General features: G+C 41.0%; 16 protein-coding genes and 1 pseudogene. 16 read left to right on the forward strand and 1 reads right to left on the reverse strand.

Annotated features, from left to right (window positions below):
- Positions 1-202, reverse strand: a pseudogene (locus AB5026_RS09380) (RNA-guided endonuclease TnpB family protein); the annotation flags it as partial.
- Between the two features lie 269 nt (positions 203-471).
- Here AB5026_RS09380 and AB5026_RS09385 point away from each other — a divergent pair.
- The 16 genes from AB5026_RS09385 (at position 472) to AB5026_RS09460 (ending at position 18,759) form a co-directional block, all read left to right on the forward strand.
- Positions 472-651, forward strand: a complete 180-nt coding sequence (locus AB5026_RS09385; protein WP_195567579.1) for a hypothetical protein — start codon at positions 472-474, stop codon at positions 649-651.
- Between the two features lie 112 nt (positions 652-763).
- A complete protein-coding gene (locus AB5026_RS09390) occupies positions 764-1,144 on the forward strand; it encodes a hypothetical protein (protein ID WP_173734051.1) in 381 nt (126 codons plus the stop codon).
- 6 nt (positions 1,145-1,150) lie between these two features.
- A complete protein-coding gene (locus AB5026_RS09395) occupies positions 1,151-1,906 on the forward strand; it encodes a hypothetical protein (RefSeq protein WP_368213177.1) in 756 nt (251 codons plus the stop codon).
- Positions 1,907-2,021: 115 nt separating this feature from the next.
- Positions 2,022-2,240, forward strand: coding sequence for a hypothetical protein (locus AB5026_RS09400; protein ID WP_110102544.1), 219 nt, complete (start codon positions 2,022-2,024; stop codon positions 2,238-2,240).
- A 423-nt stretch (positions 2,241-2,663) separates the two neighbouring features.
- Positions 2,664-4,124, forward strand: a complete 1,461-nt coding sequence (locus AB5026_RS09405) for an RNA-guided endonuclease TnpB family protein (protein WP_368213179.1) — start codon at positions 2,664-2,666, stop codon at positions 4,122-4,124.
- Between the two features lie 664 nt (positions 4,125-4,788).
- A complete protein-coding gene (locus AB5026_RS09410; protein ID WP_368213181.1) occupies positions 4,789-6,612 on the forward strand; it encodes an ATP-dependent metallopeptidase FtsH/Yme1/Tma family protein in 1,824 nt (607 codons plus the stop codon).
- Positions 6,599-7,201: a hypothetical protein gene (locus AB5026_RS09415; RefSeq protein WP_368213182.1), complete on the forward strand. Its 603-nt coding sequence runs from the start codon at positions 6,599-6,601 to the stop codon at positions 7,199-7,201. The genes AB5026_RS09410 and AB5026_RS09415 overlap by 14 nt, the downstream gene beginning before the upstream one ends.
- Before the next feature lie 94 nt (positions 7,202-7,295).
- Entirely contained in the window at positions 7,296-8,024 is a 729-nt protein-coding gene (locus AB5026_RS09420) for an NAD-dependent protein deacylase (RefSeq protein WP_368213184.1), read from the forward strand.
- A gap of 226 nt (positions 8,025-8,250) precedes the next feature.
- Positions 8,251-8,625, forward strand: a complete 375-nt coding sequence (locus AB5026_RS09425) for a hypothetical protein (protein ID WP_368213186.1) — start codon at positions 8,251-8,253, stop codon at positions 8,623-8,625.
- Positions 8,626-8,921: 296 nt separating this feature from the next.
- Positions 8,922-9,587: a hypothetical protein gene (locus AB5026_RS09430; RefSeq protein WP_195656714.1), complete on the forward strand. Its 666-nt coding sequence runs from the start codon at positions 8,922-8,924 to the stop codon at positions 9,585-9,587.
- 56 nt (positions 9,588-9,643) lie between these two features.
- On the forward strand, positions 9,644-11,026 hold the full coding sequence (locus tag AB5026_RS09435; protein WP_368213187.1) for a peptidoglycan binding domain-containing protein: 1,383 nt from the start codon (positions 9,644-9,646) through the stop codon (positions 11,024-11,026).
- An 18-nt stretch (positions 11,027-11,044) separates the two neighbouring features.
- A complete protein-coding gene (gene lepB, locus AB5026_RS09440) occupies positions 11,045-11,617 on the forward strand; it encodes a signal peptidase I (protein ID WP_368213188.1) in 573 nt (190 codons plus the stop codon).
- Positions 11,618-11,797: 180 nt separating this feature from the next.
- On the forward strand, positions 11,798-13,033 hold the full coding sequence (locus tag AB5026_RS09445) for a hypothetical protein (RefSeq protein ID WP_368213190.1): 1,236 nt from the start codon (positions 11,798-11,800) through the stop codon (positions 13,031-13,033).
- A gap of 66 nt (positions 13,034-13,099) precedes the next feature.
- A complete protein-coding gene (srtB, locus tag AB5026_RS09450; RefSeq protein ID WP_195656717.1) occupies positions 13,100-13,936 on the forward strand; it encodes a class B sortase in 837 nt (278 codons plus the stop codon).
- Between the two features lie 454 nt (positions 13,937-14,390).
- Positions 14,391-17,819 carry a hypothetical protein gene (locus AB5026_RS09455; RefSeq protein ID WP_368213192.1) on the forward strand — a complete coding sequence of 1,143 codons (3,429 nt, stop codon included), beginning with the start codon at positions 14,391-14,393 and terminating at the stop codon, positions 17,817-17,819.
- A 79-nt stretch (positions 17,820-17,898) separates the two neighbouring features.
- Positions 17,899-18,759, forward strand: a complete 861-nt coding sequence (locus AB5026_RS09460; RefSeq protein ID WP_368213193.1) for an LPXTG cell wall anchor domain-containing protein — start codon at positions 17,899-17,901, stop codon at positions 18,757-18,759.
- Positions 18,760-18,946 lie beyond the last annotated feature (187 nt).

Here is an 18,946-nt window from a genome sequence, read left to right on the forward strand (position 1 = left end):
GCTGTTTAAACCACAAACCATCCTTGTGCGCAGCCTTCTGATAGTACCAGTTTGGATATTCTACTGGCAGTGATAAGCCTTTGTAATTCTGTCGCTCATAGTTACAGACATTCCAAAGTTTATATGCTGCATAGCACATATGCCCAATGATATTAGATTCTGCGTTATTTAATTTGATAGTTGTTTTTTGTGATAGCAGCATATAGATTCCTCCTTCCTTGAATTTCTTATTTATATTTAATATGCCAAATTTGTGATAAAATGTAAAATTTTGCGAAAAAAATCTCCGCATGAGATGCGGAGATAAAAAAGTCGTATACGATATTTTTATTTTTTATGCGCTTTCATCTCGGATATAGAATAACCGAGGATTCCCGCTTTAAATCCTAAAACTTTCTGAATTTTCAGTAGAGAAAATTTTACGCATATTAGATGTATCTAGCAATACCATTCAAGAAAGGAAAAAAAGATATGAACGAACATGAATTTTGGAAAGAACGCCGCCGCCTTGAGGAAATGCCGTTTGATAAGCGTTTTGATGTGGACGGAAACTCTGAACTTTGTCACGCTACCGGATATGAGGTCTTTGATGGCGAGGACTGGTGGGATGAGTTCGTGGATTCTAACGGAGATTTCCAGTACGGAAGATAACTCCGTGAAGCAATTTTGCCTGCAGAAATTCTGCAGGCTCTTTTTTCACAAATTTTTCTTCTCTCCAAAAAATCCCGCATATTATGTATAGAAAAAACAAAGGAGACAAAAAATGCCTGAAAAAATACTAGTCTTGGATAACTCAACTTTTTTCGTAATCTGCCACGCAGTAGCAGAAGACGAGAAAGATATACGAAATAATGCACAGAATCTGGATTGGTTTCTGTCAGACGACAAAAATGCAGCAAGCCAGGAGATTCTCTCAGACCACACGTGTGAGACTATTGTTCTGGATGCAGACTGGATTGCTAAGCATGCCGAAAACAAATATCTTGGACTTCAATACCGTCAGAACGGTAACACACACACCGAAACAGTATGTTTTCTGTCCAGCGATGTCACAGCTTTGCTGAAAAGAAATTCTTTTGCTAAGCTGAATATATGCGACATACACGGCAACACGAAGGATACATACACCCTGAAAAGGAGATGATTCAAAATGCTTAAAAAGAAGCTCAAAACAAAAACAAAAACCAAACCAAAAAGAAGTCTAAAAACAAAATCCTCCATCCGGAAACGGCCTTCGCGCAAGCAGAGCCGCAATAAGAAGATGTACGAAGATGACTCTCTGCTGAATATCTGGAATGGACATGGCTTCGCAATGTGTGGCCTGGGCAAGAAATCCATGTTTCTAGCAAAAGTCAAACATTTTTTCAAATGCATCAAATGGTCAAAGCAAAGAGCAAAAAGAGGTTTTGCAGACTACGATGTCTGGAACATGTACGGATATCTTGAAGAACTGATGCCGGCGATGCTGCAGCATCTGAAAGATAACCGGATGGGAAGCCCGGCGATGCTCGGCCAAAACTATACTGATGAGCATGGCATAATGCAGAACGATGCTTGCCACAAAGAATGGGACAAAATTCTTGACCGGATGATTTTTCTCTGGCGGGAACTTGACGAAGAGACATGCAGTGAGAAAAATAAATACGAAAAAGAATATTCAAAAGCCTCTGATGAATTCTTTGATAAATACGGTTTCTTCGGGGAAGGCCTGGAAACAGAAGAAGAAAAAGAAAAAGCAAAAAAGACAGGCTCCAGGAGAGTGCATTTTATGAGTGAACTGCCGGAGTACGAAGAAATCAGCAGACTGCATATGGAAGAGGAAAAGAGGCTGGTGGAGTATAGAGAAAAGTGTAAGGATGAGGTGTTTGACTTAATGAAGAAATATTTCTTCGCGTTGTGGGATTGAGATTTAATGGGCGCTGCCTTCGGTGGCGCTTGTTTTTTTTGTAAAAATAGAAATCCTTCATATTATTATAGATATATGATATTATTTATATAAAAAAAGAAAGGAGAAAAAAGAAATGGTAAAATACATTCTAATGCCGGAAGAGGCTATTCAGAAAATAAGAAAAGGAGACAAATTTTTTGTGGATGGCGAATTCAATCCGAATGCTGCCAGAATCATAACTGCGGCACATGATGCATATTTTTGGGTAGATGACAACAATATGCCACATTGGACTGTGGACGCAGAGGGGGGCGGATGCTATGGATATGGAGAAATCTGCCAGCAGGTTTAAGTTTTTTGATACAGCCAGAAATTTTGGCTGTATTTTTTTTTGTAAAAATGGAGAATTGGCATATTAAGAATGAAAATTTTTATTGAAAAAAATTTAGCCGTCGCATTCTCGTGACTTCAGTCGTGATGCAGCGAGCTTACGCTCGCTTGCACCAGACGCGGACGGGGTTTCTATTCCCTCGTATGCGTTCAATTACCTTCAGACCGACGGGCAAGCAAGCTTAACCGCGGTTTCCCGTCCGTCGATGAGTTAGGCGGCTCGTTTTTTTTGAGTACATAAAAATATCGTTTACGACGTTTTATTTCTCTACGTTTCGGCGTAGAGATTTTTTATTTCCATCAAATTTTTTCGCAAAAAATCGTCCCATTTCTAATTTTTTCGGCATATTAAATGTATAAGAAATTTACAGAAAGGAGGTACGATATGGCAAACTCAAACAGAAAGAAAGCCAGTAAATTACAGACTGCCAAGAAGACGAAAGCCGCCGAGAAAGAGAAGACCGTTAAGAAGGTAAAGCCTGCCGAAGAAAAACCGATAAAGTACACTGTCACAGCAGAACAACAGGCTGACGGTACTTTTGAGTTTCACGGAGGCAAAGGCGGATTCAATATCATTAAGCAGAAGAATAAAGCATTAGAGCCTTACGGAAAATGCATACATAATTATGGCATCCTTTTAGAGCTGATTCCAGGAGACAAACAGACTGCGATTAACCAGCAGATTGGGAATGCCCGTGTAGTACATAATGACTACCTTTCTAAACGTGAGGAATACTATAAGGAGACCAAAAAGACTTTAACGGTCTCACAGTATAAAAAAGAATACCTTCCGGCATTAAAGGAGGGGAAGGAATATCTTAAGAACACAGATAAGTTTGTCTATGAAAATGCCTGCCGGAATGTAGATGACGCATACAACAGATTTTTTAAGGGATTATCTGGATTCCCGAAATATGCTTCCAGAACAAAACCAAACGGAAGCAGTTTTACAACAAATTTCACAAACAATAACATCGAGCTGAAAATGATTGGCGGCATCCCCCATGTTAAACTTCCAAAAATCGGAAATGTGAGATTTATACTTCCAAAAGGAAAAACGTTGGCAGATATCCAGCCGCATGGAGTATCAATCAAAGCTGCAACGGTAAGTAAGGAATCAGACGGTTCATACCGTATTTCACTCAGGATGGAAAGTGTGATTGATAAGCCTGTATTTCCAACATTTATCAACTCCAGCGAGATAGTCTCTGTTGACCTTGGCCTGAAAGACTTTGGCGTTTTTGGGAACCTGGAAGAATCAGTCACCATACCAAACCCGAGGTGGATTAAAATCCATGCAAAAAGACTGCGGAGATTCCAGCAGAGTCTTTCCAGAAAGCAGTACGACAAGAAAACACATACTGGTTCCAGGAACTGGGAGAAGGCGCGTCTGAAGGTTGCAAAGGAGCAGCGTAAGATTGCGGACCAGAGAAGGGACTTCCACCACAAGCTTTCAAGAGCAATTACAGATAACTGCGTTGCGTTCATATGCGAAGACCTTGCAGTCAAGAATATGATGAAGAACCACCATTTATCAAAGTCAATCGCATCTGTTGGCTGGTCCCAGTTCTTAACAATGGTACAGTATAAAATGGAGCGTGCTGGTAAATATTTCAGAAAAATCAGCCGATGGTATCCATCATCACAGACATGCGGCTGCTGCGGATATAAAAATACAGATGTTAAGGATTTGGGCGTCAGAAAATGGAAATGCCCGAAGTGTGGAACCTGGCATGACCGAGATGTCAATGCTCAGCAGAATATATATAAAATTGGTGCGAAGCTGTTCCAGGACGAAGGGATACAGATTATCGGCCTCCCTGTAACCAACAAACCTGCAAACTGATTCTTCAGAAATAACTGTTAACCCAGCAACAGGTAAAACCGGTCACATATAAACAAGCACTCCGGAAACGGGAATAACCAGATAACGAAGCAGCGGTACCTCGGGGAAGCGTGGAATCCGTGGTGAAAGTCCACTTTTAAAGCCTGCACCGCAGTAGGACTGTCAGCGTAAGGACGCTGACAGAGAGTCTGAGTAAGACACGGCCGGAAGGCAATGCATCGGACAGATGAAGCAGGAAAGAAGATAGAATGGAAGGTGCAACCGGGTCGCAAGACTGAAAAAGCCTGACGGACTGTCGGAAGCCCGTGACTTCAGTCATGGGTTCTTCACACCTCCACACAACTAAAGTCGAGGGATTCCCACACCTGCAAGCAAAAGAAAGGAAGAAAAATAATGAGGAAAATCAAAAGAAAAAAAGGATATGCAGAGAAAAGACCGCAAAAACATATACATTTGCATAAAGTATTTTGATTTTCTTGCAAGCTGCCGCTTCGCGGCAGCTTTTTTGCCATATTTGCTGAAGCTTTAAGAATTCTCGCTATGTGCAAAGACTAACCTGGAGAATCATCTCCAGGTTTTTTGTTCGCAAAAAACGAACGGAAATCAAAAGATTCTGCATATTACAGTTAGAAAAAAAATATAGCAGAAAGGAAACAATAGAAAAATGAGAAAAAAAGACAACGTAAAAAAAGATACGGTGAAGTCAAACGTAACAGACAGAGATAACGGCAGGAACGATGGAACAGTAGGAAAGGGCCCCGGAAAAGATAAGATAGTAAAAATTATTTCATATATCATACTGGCCGTTCTGATAGTTACCGCTGGAGCTGGGCTTTATGTCGGTTCGGGTCCTGGAAGGCAAGGAAAGCCAAAAGAAATAAAATATGAAAAATTCCTGGATATGGTGGATGCGGGGCAGATTAAGGAAATCAAGTGGAATGAAGATGACGAGGCCATCACTGCCTATGACAAAAAAGATAAAGAATATACAACGTCAAATCCAAAATACGATGATTTTAAAGTAGATATGCTGGAGCAGGGCGTAGAAGTTAAAGAATCAGGAATGCTCAAGAAGTATGAAACGCCGATTATGATGGCAGTTCAGTTACTTATGTATGCCGCTTCATTCTATGTAATGACAAAGATAATGGGTATTGGTTCCATAAAATCAACCAGAAAGAAAGAACAAAAAAGCAATGTTAAATTCAAAGACGTTGCCGGCCTGGATGAGGTAAAAGAAGACCTCATGACGGTCGTTGACTTCCTGAAAAATCCGGATAAATATAAAGAAGCAGGCGCAGATATACCAAAAGGCGTGCTGCTTTACGGCCCTCCAGGAACAGGAAAAACACTTCTGGCAAAGGCTGTAGCAGGAGAAGCCGGAGTAAAGTTTATTGCAACGTCTGGTTCAGACTTTGATGAGAAGTATGTCGGTGTTGGAGCGAGCAAAATGAGGAAACTTTTTGACGATGCAAAGAACAATGCACCATGCATCATCTTTATTGATGAGATTGACTCCATGGGCGGCCGCAGGCACTCCAAACAGAATAATTATGACAGACAGACGCTGAACACGCTGCTTTCAGAGATGGACGGATTTGATGGAAGCAATGGTGTTGTGGTGATTGCGGCAACAAACAGACTGGAAGACCTGGACCCGGCGCTGACAAGGCCAGGAAGATTTGATAACCATTTTGCAGTCTGCCTTCCGGAAAGCGCAAAAGAAAGAAGGGTTATTATTGACCTTTATACGAATAACAAGAAATTTGCCGAGGACGTTGATTTTGATACATTTGCAAAAGAGACCATGGGAAGCAGCCCGGCGACAATCAAGACTGTATTAAACGAAGCGGCTATTATTGCAGCAAGAGATAATAACGGAATCATCGACAGAAAAATCCTTGATGAAGCATGGATGAAACAGTTAATGGAAGGGCATTTAAGAAGGAACGGTGAAAGAAATAATGTTGAAGTCGTAGCATGGCACGAAGCAGGACATGCGCTGGCAGGGCTCCTGCTTGGTCAGGACCTGACAAAGGCATCCATTATCCCGTCAACATCTGGTGCTGGAGGCGCAACCTTTATCACTCCAAAGAAACTTGGATTATTCACAGTTAAAGAATTAAAAGAGCAGGTAATCATGCTGTATGCAGGAAGAAATGCTGAAGCACTGCTGGCAGAGAGCAACGGCGAAGAGGAAGGAGTTACAACCGGGGCATCAAATGATATTGAAAAGGCTACAGACATCATCAAGAAAATGATTGTAGAATATGGCATGAATGATGAGTTCGGACTGCTGAACCTGGATAATCTCGATGTAAAGCCGGAAGTCATTACAAAAGAGGCGGTCAAACTCGCAAAGGCACTTCAGGAGCAGTCTCTGATACTAATGAAAGAAAACATTGACAGGCTGCGGGATATTGCAGAAGAACTTATGAAAAAGGAAACACTCACAGGGGAGGAAATCAGAAAAATTGCAGAAAGATAATTTTTTTAACAGAATGACCGGCAGGGGTGAACTGCCAATCAGCAAAATGGCTGGTCTTCATCCCCCAGAGGACGAAGAGCATGAATATATAGAAGATATAATGCATAAAAAAATAAGCAGAGAGCTTTTGGCATCTGTTCTATGGTCAATAATTGGGATTGCATTTATCATCGTATATATTTATATCCATGTAAAATCGAAATCAGAAATAACCATTTATTTCTTTATCACTCTTGCTGTGTTTGCCATGATTGTTATTGTAAATACATACCGCTTTGCTGTTGTGGATAAAAAGCTTGACAAGATAGTCAAAGAAAGAAAGTACACGATAAGAGATGTTAAAGTGCATCATGTGATGCCGGGCTATGGAACAAATTTTGGCAAACTAACTGTAAAGATTCAGGATGAACAGGAAAATGTGTATTATCAGGAATTTACACTCAATAGAAAAATGGCAAAGATGCACAAAAACGACACAGATACAGCATTTATCCTGATAGCACTGGATAGAAATAAAAATATATACAGTCTTTTAAGCAAGAAGGAAGAACAGAAAAAAGAAAAGAGTGAAGAGGCAGCCGAAGAATAGCGGCTGCCTCTTATTTTGCATACAGAGAAAATTGTGCGTATTTCAGGAAAGAAATTCTGCATATTGTAAATATAAAAAAGGAGGAGGAAAAGAAATGACGAAAGAAATAGAGAAGTTGCAGGAACTAATCGATAACCACGATAACATTGTATTTTTTGGAGGCGCAGGGGTCTCAACAGAAAGCGGCATCCCGGATTTCAGGAGCCAGAACGGGCTGTATAATATGGAATACGAGTATCCGCCAGAGACAATCTTAAGCAAGCAGTTTTTTAAAAAATTCCCGGAAGAATTTTTTAAATTTTACCGTGATAAAATGTTATGCGATGCAGCAAAGCCAAATGCTGCACATTTAAAATTGGCTGAGTTGGAAGAAGCTGGAAAAGTTAAGGCTATTATTACGCAGAACATTGACAATCTGCATCAGATGGCCGGAAGTAAAAATGTACTGGAGCTGCATGGAAGTGTATACCGCAACCATTGTACGAAATGCGGAAAGGCATACGGCCTTGATTACATTAAGGATTCTGATGGAGTTCCGCATTGTGAATGCGGCGGAATCGTCAAGCCTGATGTAGTACTATATGGAGAGAATCTCAATGACGGTATTATGGCTAAGGCCGCAAGGGCACTCCGTGAAGCGCAAGTGCTAATCATTGGAGGAACATCACTTTCTGTTTGGCCTGCCGCCAGTTTGATTGACTATTTTTACGGTAATCATCTGGTGGTGATTAACAAAACCCCGTCACCGCGTGATATGCATGCAGATTTGGTTATCCGTGAGCCAATTGGAGAAACATTCGCTCAGATTCAGCTAGAAAAATAAGAAAAAATTTTTTTTCAAAAGTTGGTCAAAAAAGTGTTACAAAAATTTTTTTATTTTTCATATTGTATATGGATGCAAAAGAGATGCAAAAAAGCGGGATAAAAAACAGGGCTTTGCCTCAATTGGTAATCCTCCGGCCCGATTTTTAAAAGCACCTGGATTTTGCAAAATAAATATATAGATGCGCAAAAGAAAGCGCAAAAAAATCTAACAGGAGGAAAGGCCAATGCAAAATAAAGCAAAAAGAAAGATTGACTATAAGAAGGTGGCATGGTGCCTGGCGATAATGGTGCTGGGAAGCATGATGTTTATTGTGCCGGCATTTGCAGCAGTGACAGCAAAGACTGTTATGTCAAACTTAATTAGCTTAATGTGTTCCATGTTTAAATTTGTAGGCGCTGCAATTTTTGTCTGGGCTGTTATTCAGTTTATCCTTGCCGCAAAACGTTCGGATGCGGATTCTAAAGCTGATGCGGTACAAACAGCAGTTTGTGGAATTGCACTTATGGGAGTAGCGGCTGTTGTTAAAAATCTTGGACTTGATAGCACAGTGATTGATACTACCAAGATTAACGATACTAGACTTGATGGAACATCATGATGATTAAATAAAAGGCAGGCTCAATCAACGAGCCTGTTTTTTTTATTTAACTTTAGCGCAGAACACCTCATCCGACAAAGCTACCATTTCTTGTAACGTAGTCGGGAGGGGTGTTCACGGTTTTAGTCTGTTCAAAATGTCTACACATCGTGTAGACATTTTGAAAAATTAGCCTCCGCATTCTCGTGACTTTAATCGTGAGTTAGGTAATTTTTTCTTTTAACCCGCAAAAATTTGCAGCAATCTCAAAAATGACGTATAATATAAATAGAAAATAGAAAGAAAGGAGAAAGAAGATGGCTAAAAATATCCTAAAAAAGATTCTCACTGTAATCGGCTATCATGCGCCGGATATTGCGCGAATTATCACTATCGTCATGTGCATCATTATGACCGGCCATTGGATTGCTGTGAATAAAGACGGCATGAACGTTTTTATCGTACTGTTCTCTGTATTGGTTATCTATCCTCTTCTTGGTCTTGTCCTTTCAGTTCTGATAATAATCCCTTCATTTATTTGCCGAATGATTTTGTATGCATTAGGAAACGATGCAAATGCAGAAGACCATTATTCATATACACATGACAATAATAGCGATAGCAATAACACATATAGTAACGCTGAAAATGGATACCAAAGATACCAAAATCAGCAGCAGGGTGGTCGATATTATGGTTATAGCGGTTACGGATATAATTCCGGAAATGCCGGTTATGGTTACAACAATACCGGAACCGGTCAGAGAGATTATTCTTATAACTATTCTGGAAGAGCAAATACGAAGAGCGATTATGAAATGGCACTTGAATTTTATAAACTTCAGATGCCTTTTACAGAAAAAGAACTGAAAGAACGTAGAAGACAGTTTATGAAGACCGCACATCCGGATGCCGGCGGCAGCAATGAAGAGGCAGAAAAGATTAATGAATATTATGAGATTTTAAAGAAATACGCATCATAAAACAGACTGTTTTTTGCATACTGTAAGAAAACGATATGCAAAGGAGCAGAAAAAAAATGAAGACAACAAGAAAGATAATCATTACAATGTTATGCGCGCTATGTATTATACTGGGCACATCCTATTTTCTGGGAATGGCGTATTTTCAGACACATTTTAAAATAGGCACTACAATCAACGGTTTTCATTGTGCGTTTAAGACGGTTGACGAGGCCGAGGCACTGTTATCAAAAGAAGTCAGCAGTTACGCAATCGCCATAGATACGAGGAATGGAGGGGTCGAAAAACTAACTGCAAAAGATGTAGGAATGACGTTCAATGGAAAAGAAGGACTAGTGGACATCATCAACAATCAAGATTATAGATTATGGTTTATGCCAGAAATAAAGGAACATAATCTTGATGAGGAAAGTTATGCGATAGATTCAGCAAAGATACAAAAAGCAATCGCGAAATTAAAATGTATGCACAATATGGTGAGCCCTGAGAGCGCACGTATCGTTGACACAGATGGGTTTTACCAGGTAGCGCAGCAGGTCATAGGAACTGAACTCGACAGGGAGAAAGCAAAACAGGTGATAGAAACGTCCATAAGGCAATGGCACAAGAGCGTAAACCTTGAAGACAAAGGATGCTACAAAGAAGCAGAAAAAACAGATGAAAAAGAATTGCAAAAGCAGTGTGACTTTTTAAACTCAATCAAAGATGTTATCATAACATATGACTTTGGGGATAGAAAAGAAACTGTGGATGTTGAAACGATAAGAAAGAATATGCTCAGTAAAGATTTTAAACTGAGCCAGAAAAAGATTGAAGAGTATGTGAAATCATTAGCGGAAAAATATGATACAATTGGAAATGAAAGAAGCTTTGTTACCTATGATAATCGGACTTCCAGCATTTCCGGAGGCGATTATGGGTGGCAGATAGATATAAAAAAGACGGCACAGGATTTAAAACAGATGATTACAGATAAGACAATTGATGTTGTGAATCCAACATACAGCCAGAGTACAGTCAGCAGGAATTCAGACGACATCGGTCATTCTTATCTGGAAATTGATAAGTCACATGGAAGCGTGGTCTTATACGTAGATGGAAATCCAGTGGTTCAATGTCAGGCAAGGCTTGGCACAGACATCTCATCCGGATTCTATAGATTAAAGCTGAGAGAGGCAGCAGCAGAAGACGGTACAAAAAATATCATGTATTTCGGAGATGGTGCTGTTTATCAGTTTGATGATACTGCGGCGATGCCTGGTTTCTCCGGAAACGAAGATATTTCAGCAACGGCAACATCGAATGGTGTAAAACAGGGATGCATTGCTGTTGATGAGACATCTATGAATGCAATATTCACCACATTTCAGGACAACTGGCCGATTATAGTCTACGATGATTCCAATATCACGGGACAGACTGCACAAGGAACAGAATAGAAAGGCGAGGAAAATTTTATGGAAGAAGATAAAGTTAAAAAAGAAGAAGAAAAAACGAACGATTTAAAAAATATTCGGCATACTATAGTTGTATACCTGACGATAGCCGTTATGACAATGGTTGCAATGGTCGTATTATATACGCAGGTACTTATGAATGCTTATATTCCATCCGAATCAATGGAAAACACACTGATGACTGACGATAGGGTAATCGGCAACCGTCTCGCCTATAAGTTTGGACACGACCCGGAAAGATTTGATATTGTTATGTTTCATTTCCCGGATGACCCGAGCATGATTTATATTAAAAGAATCATCGGTCTACCAGGGGAAAAAGTAACAATCAAAAAAGGAAAGGTCTACATCAATGACAGTTCCACTCCACTCGATGATTCGTTTATCCGTGAAAAAATGGAGACAGAACCCGATATGGAATTCAATGTCCCTGAGGGATGCTATTTCATGTTGGGAGACAACAGGAATGAATCCGCAGATTCACGGTATTGGGATAATCCATATGTATCCGCTGACCAAATAGTAGCCAAGGCTTCTTTCAGGTATTGGAAGGGGTTCAAGGTGGTAAAGTAACAAAATAACAACCCTGTAACGACTCTCTGATGGGCAGGGCCCGGTCTAGACGGGCATGCTAAAATAAAAGATGTCGATATGCAGGACTCCTTCCGGCCAACGCGACAGTTTTCTGTTGCGCTGGCCGTTTTGCATACATCGAAACGATATCAGAGAAAGAACAGGAGGAAAAAATAAATAATGAAAGACGAAGATAAGAATTACAATCTCGAAGAAGATGATGAAGATGAGGACTTTATGATAGGCGGAACCAATGACGACCTTGATGAAGAACCGGAAGAGCCGGAAGGAGAGGAGGAAGCAGAGACCCGGGTTAATAAAAAACCTGAAAGAAAGACTACGTCTAACAACGCAGCGGGCACTGAAAGGACAAATACCAAAAAGGAGAAAAAAGAAATAATCCATGACGAGGAAGAGGAAGAAGATGACTATGATTATGACGACGATGACGATGAAGAAGAAAACGGCGGAAAGAAGAAAATCATTATCATTGCAATCATTGTCGCAGCGGCCGTAGCAGCGGCAGGCGTATGTACATACCAGAAATTAAAAGGAAATAATGAAGGAACGCATCAGGAGCAGCAAACAGCCGAAGTAACAGAGACACCGACGCCTGAGGCTGACAGCGCAAGTGAAGACAGCGACTACGAAGAAGACTTCGGTGACGACAGTACGGAGACCGACGACGGTGCAGACAGTGCTGATGCAGACAGTGATTCCACTGACGAAGATGAAGATGGCAGTACAGATGAAAACGATGCCATGCCGACTTCAACGCCAAAGCCATTACCTACTGCCACTCCAATACCAACAGACATACCAAATACAGAAGAGAACACGGATGTTGTTGATGCAAATAATGAAACAGACAGTACGGAAGCCGAGAACACCGGTGATACTACTGTTGCGGACTCAGACTCACAGTCACAGGAGCCAGCAGAGGTAATTTTCCTTGGTGATGAGAGATTCCGAACGATGGCAAACTACGCTAGCGGGCAGTCTGATTTATGGGAGTGCTCTGCATCTGGTGATTTTTCATGGATGACAGACACGGCATGCCCGGATGTAGATACAAAGATTGGAAATGGAACAAAAATATTTATCAGTATGGGCATTAACGACCTTGATAACTACCAGGCTTACGCATCTTCCATCAATACAAAAGCGAAAGAGTGGCAGGACAAAGGGGCCTCTGTTTATTTTGTAGCAGTGGGACCGGTATCTGCTGAAAGCACCACTTCAAACCAGAAGATTTCAACATTTAATACCTACATGTATCAGAACCTGAGCATTCCGTTTATTGATGCTTACAATCATCTTGTAAGTTCTGGATTTAGTACAACAGACGGACAAGATTATGACGAGGCAACAAGCACTGAACTGTATAATTATCTGAATAGTCTTATCGGAAGATAAGCAGCGCGGGCTGATATATTCAGCCTGCTTTTTTCTGAAAACAGACGAGAGGAGGACGCTGCCTGAATGGAAAAGATAGGAGCGAAAGAAAGCAGAAAAAATAAAAAAAAGAAGATGACAGCCAGCGACGTTGTCTTGATTGTGATTTTTGTCGTTGCGATTACGGTCGCCGCTGTCTCTGGTTATAAATTATATTCTATCATGATGGAATACAAAGCGGGTGTCGATGAGTACAACGAAATTGCAGACACGGTTGTCAAAGAAAGAGATGCGGACGCGGAGGATGTAAAAAAACTGAAAGACGCAAAAGGACATGAGACCAAACATTGGACGTCACCGTTGGAAATTAATTTTGATGAGTTGAAGAGCATTAATCAAGATGTAGCAGGTTGGCTTTATATGGAGGCTTTACCAAACATTAATTACCCGATTGTCCAGGGAAGTGATAATGATTTTTATTTACATCACACATACAAAAAAGAATCTATTTTCGCAGGTTCTATTTTTGTTGACTGCAAGAACACAAAAGATTTTTCCGACCAGAATACCATAGTTTATGGGCACAATATGAAGAATGGTTCTATGTTCGGAACATTAAAACAATATAAGCTGCAGGAGACCATTGATAAAAGTCCATACTTCTGGGTAATCACGCCAAAAGAAGCATATAAATATAAGATTTTTGCGATGTATGTGGCAAATGTGGATGGCGATACGTACACTTTGATTAAGGGCCCGGGAAAAGAGACTATTGAATATGGTGAAAGTATGAAGGCAAAATCGCTGATAAATACAGGAGATTATCAATTTAAACAAACTGATAAGATTGTTACACTTTCAACATGTACAGGCGATTCTTCAACAAGATTTGTAGTACAGGGCGTAAGAGTAGAACCGGAATGAGTGCAAAAAGATGACTGGATATAATGTCCGGTCATCTTTTTTTTGACAAAAATAAATTGTCAAGAAAAAGTGTTACAAAAAAAAATTTATTTTGCATATTGAATATAGAGAACATGCAGGCATGGCATATACGGCCGATTGGTAACTCGGAACAAACCCTTTTGTTATCAACGGAGAGCGAAAAGCCCCAGGCCGACCAAAAGTCGTCCGCGGGTAAAATGTCCCGGTTTTAACTTCGCACACGGGCCGGAATCCCCGTTCGAAGTCAGGTAACAAGTCCGGCTCTGCTGGCGAGTTATCAATTGATGATACCGCGAGCTGTGCTCGCGTCTACCCAAGTCTCGTAAAGGCTGAACGCAGTAGGCTTTAGCCGCTGACAAATGATACCTGCAGATAGTTCTAAAAGAACCAGCAAAAAAATATGCGAAAGCAAAAAAAATAGGAGATAAAAGAAATGAAAAATAAAGTTATTTCAGCCATGCTTTTAGGCATGTCAGCAACAATGGCTGTGCCAGGCACAGTAGTTATGGCAGCGGAAGACGGTTCCGAGTCTACCGCAGTAGAGGAGACCGCAGCTGAGGTCCCAGAAACAGAAGGAGGAGCGTCTGAGGCAGAGCAGAACGATGAGGAGAGCCAGGATAAACAGGATACTGATACAGCTGTCCAGAAAATGATTGACTATGCAACAGACGAGAGTGCAAAAGTCGCAGATACACCAGACGATTTCGGACCTAAACTGAGCAACATTGTTTTTTCTGATGATGTATTTGGAAGATATGCGGATTCATTAAACGAGTATATCAATGGCAGCGAGGTAGATACAGGTTCTATTTACAATTGCGAAATGGATATGGTAGATAAGGTAGCCGAACTTACCAAAGATGAAAGTGCAGAAGCGATTGCTGCATCAAAATACCAGGTTGCTCTGACATTTGAAAGTGTTTATGGAGAGGACGCTTTTATGCCAGGACGGGATATCAGACGTGCACTGATTGCAGATAGCAGTAAAGATGAAGATTTTGCTGTATGCGGAACAATTGCAGAGGCTGATACGGTATACATCAGCGCAGGCGGAACAACAGCGATTCCGACTACTCTTTTTAAAGCGGTATCCGAACAACCGGAAAATCCAGATGAGACAGGTGCTACAGACTCACCAAACGACACAGATTCAGTTACTAAAGACGAAGACCAGAACGGAGCAGATGACTCAACTACAGAAGAAACGCCGTCTGATACAACAAACCCGGATACCCCAGGAGACGTAACAACAGATTCAGATTCTGCAGAGGAAGAGAAGAGAAGCCTTGATGAATATGTGGAAGGGCTTGACGATATTGAAATCCAGCTTGGAGATGACCTTCCGAGTCCACGCGTTTCCTATGATGATACAAAAGTCGTATCTGTATCACTTGACACTTCAAAAGTAGACAAAAACACAATCGGAGTGTATACGATTTCTTACATCATCAAAGGAGTTGATGGTACCACTAAGATTGTAAATAAACAGTGTGCAGTATCTGAAGACCCGGTCCTTAAGGAACTGAGAAAACAGATGTGTGAAAAAGCCGGCGAGATTGAAAAAGGTAAGTTTACCGAAAAAGATTTCAAAAGCAAATGGGATGAAGCCGTAAAAGCAGCAAAAGCAGAAATCAACAAGAAGAAAAATGAAGAAGAGATGCAGGCAGTGTTGGATAAACTGACAGAAACAGCCGCATCAATCCTTAATGACCAGCAGCTTTATGTAACTAAAAACGGATATGTTGGCGAAATGTATAGTAAATTTGAGTCCATGGAATTTGTCACTGATGCGCAGAAAAACATGGCAAACGATGTCTTAAAAGACGCAGTCGCAAAAATCAAGAAATCCGAAACAGTTGAAGACGCTAAGCAGGCAATGGATGAAGGAATTGAAAGCATCGAAAAAATCGCTGCGCAGGATAATTCATCTATTGATGCGCTGAAGAGCGAGGCGAAGAAGAAAATCAATGCTGCTATGGATGGAATCAAGGATAAAACAACCGTACTGCAGAATGTATACGGTTCATTAATTTTCAAACTCGATACATGCACAACAGCGAAAGAAATTGATTCCGTAACAAATTCCGCAGACAGCGCTTTTGCCCATGTGAAAGCTGCGATTGAAGGTGACATGGATTCAATGTTTGCTTTGTATAAAGACCTTAAGGGCATTGCTCCAGACAGCGATACAACGGAAACAATTGACGAAATCATATTACTCGGCACACCAAGTGATATTTCTGATGGAGAAGATAAGATTTCAGATATCCATAAGGCTATCACGAGCGACGTGGATGAGTTTACAGCATATCTTACCGGACGCGCCGGTGAAACAATTTCTGGAGAAACAAAAGCAGAGGCTTATGCCGCTTACGTAAAAGCTACGAACGGAACCCCAGATGCAGACCTCACAAAAGTAAAAGAAGATGCAAAGTCAGAAATCCAGAAAGCACTTGATGAGATTACAAGTGACAATGAAGAAGTAACAGACAAGAAAGGTCAGATTAAAGACGAGGTGTTTAAAAAAATTGATGCCGCAGCATCTGCAGAAGAAGTAGAGACTATTGTCAGTGATGCTAAAAGCGAAATCAAGGACCTGAAAGATGAAATTACAAATAATGAGGGTCTGAGTTCAGTGAAAGAGAGCGCCAAGAAAGAGATTCAGAATACTGTAGACAATCAGTCTGACGAAGAACTGAAGGCCTCAATTCAGCAGCTGGCTGGTGCCGCACTGAAAAAAATAGAGAATGCTGCAACAGAGGATGAAGTAAAAGATATAGTAGAGGGATTTAAATCTGACGTACAGACAACTACAGATGCTTACAAAAAAGACAAAGAACTTGCATCAGTGAAAGCAGACACATTAAGTAAATTGTCTGTTCTTGAGTCAAAAGTGAAGTCTGAGTATGTAACAGCAGATATGAACAGCATCATCAGCACTGCGAAAGCAAACATTGAAAATGCACAGTCTGCATCTGAATGCTCTAAGATTTACGCCCAGGCAAAAACGGATTACAACAATGCATACCTGACATCAATGCGGTCTGCATTTAACAATAAGCTGGATGCACTCCTTACAGAGTACAAATTTACAGATGATACATATTCTCAGAAAGCACAGGAAGTAATCAACAAGCAGAAAGAGAACATTAACAAAGCAAAAAATGAAACAGCAATGGAAAAATGTTACAACCTTGCCAAAGACAACCTTGCGAAGCTTGTAAACGCGCAGGACGCAGCAGCAAAACTTGCACAAGCAAAAACGGATGCGATAGCAAAAATCAAGGCAATGGTAACAAATCCTACAGATACTTCGAACAAGATTATCGATACTTACACAGACAAAATCAACAAAGCAACGTCAGAAGATGATATCAATAAACTTGTTGATGGATGTCAGCAGGCACTGAAAGACGCAGGGGTTGATGCGAGCAGCACGGCAGATGCATCAAAACTTGCGCAGTTAAGGGCAGACGCAATCAGTACACTCCAGAAAATGCTTGATACAGTCCCTTCAGACAAGAAAGAAGATGCACAGAAAGTGTTTGATTCTTACGTAGAAAAGATTAACTCAGACACAACAGAAGATGCCATCAAAAATGACCTGGAAGAAGGCAAGACCAAATTAAAGAAATACGGAGCGTCTGATGTAACAGATAATACCCCAGCCCCGAACGGAAATACATCTACGACTCTTGATGGTTCCGGTTCAGGAGCAACAGAGAAGGGAAGCGATGTTGCCACAACGAGCGGAGTAAAAACCGGCGACGATAATATGGGTATCATTGCAATAGCAGGGGCTGCAATCACGGCGGCACTTGCAGCAGCATTTATTTCACTGAAGAAATTCATTAAAAGATAAGAACGGAACGATGTAACCATTACATGAGGCAGCACAGGCTGCCTCATACATAAAAATTCATAGAAAAGAGGAAAACGTAATGAAAAAAGGATTAATTGCTGTAGTGCTTGTTGCAGTTTTAGCCGCTGGAGGCGCTGGGGGCTATACTGTATACCAGAAAAAAGTAGCAGAAAAAAAATATGAGCAGGATATGACAAAAACGATATCCAGCCTGCCGGCTATCACGGTATACGAAAAAGAAGACCTCCCATCCGTAGAGGAAGAGTTCAAAGGTACCGAATCAAATATCAATATTGATTCTATAACACCTGATATCAGTGGTGTACATACAAGCGAGCCGGGTGAATATGATGTTAAATACACTTTTAAAGACAGCCATGGCACAGACAGGACTGCAACTGTAAAATGCACCGTAAAACCTGAGTTGGCATCACATGTGGAGGGTATGCAGGATATCGAGATTGACAAAGGGGATGAACTGCCTACAGAATCCGGATGTACATTCGATGATTATGTAAGTTCCGTAACATTAAATACCGATGAGGTAGACAATGAAGAGGCTGGAACTTACGACATCTCTTATACGGTTCTTGGTGCAGATGGAGACATGAAGACAGTAGAAGGTTATACCTGTACCGTCAACGAAGTTGCAACGCCAACCCCAACGGCAACTCCAAAACCGACTGCAACGCCGAAGCCAACCGCTACCCCAGAGGCAAAACCGGAAGACGATACAGCACAGCCTGAAACGACAGAAGCAGAAGGTAATTCACAGCCTGAACAGGCAGCCGCTGATACAGCAGTAGGAAACGTAGAAGTGCAGAATAATGTTGTAGAAACAGGAGATGAGAACAATATCATCGCAATCGGAGTGCTGATTGTTGTTTGCCTTGGTGCTGCCGCAGGAGTGCTGATTTATAAGAAGAAAAAGAAAAATTAATTTTAATCTGGTACCGGGCCGAACGGAGAGTTATCAATTTTAATCTGGTGCCGAGCCGATACGGCGAGGTATCAAACAGAAAGCGCTCAGCCGACAGGAAGCCAGCAAAAATAGATAGAAAAAGCCCTTCATTTATTCACAGATGAGGGCTTTTTTTGTCGGCAAAAAAAATGCGCAAAAAAGCAAC

Source organism: Blautia sp. RTP21359st1_E11_RTP21359_211015 (assembly GCF_040910705.1).
Classification (GTDB): Bacteria; Bacillota; Clostridia; order Lachnospirales; family Lachnospiraceae; genus Blautia_A; species Blautia_A fusiformis.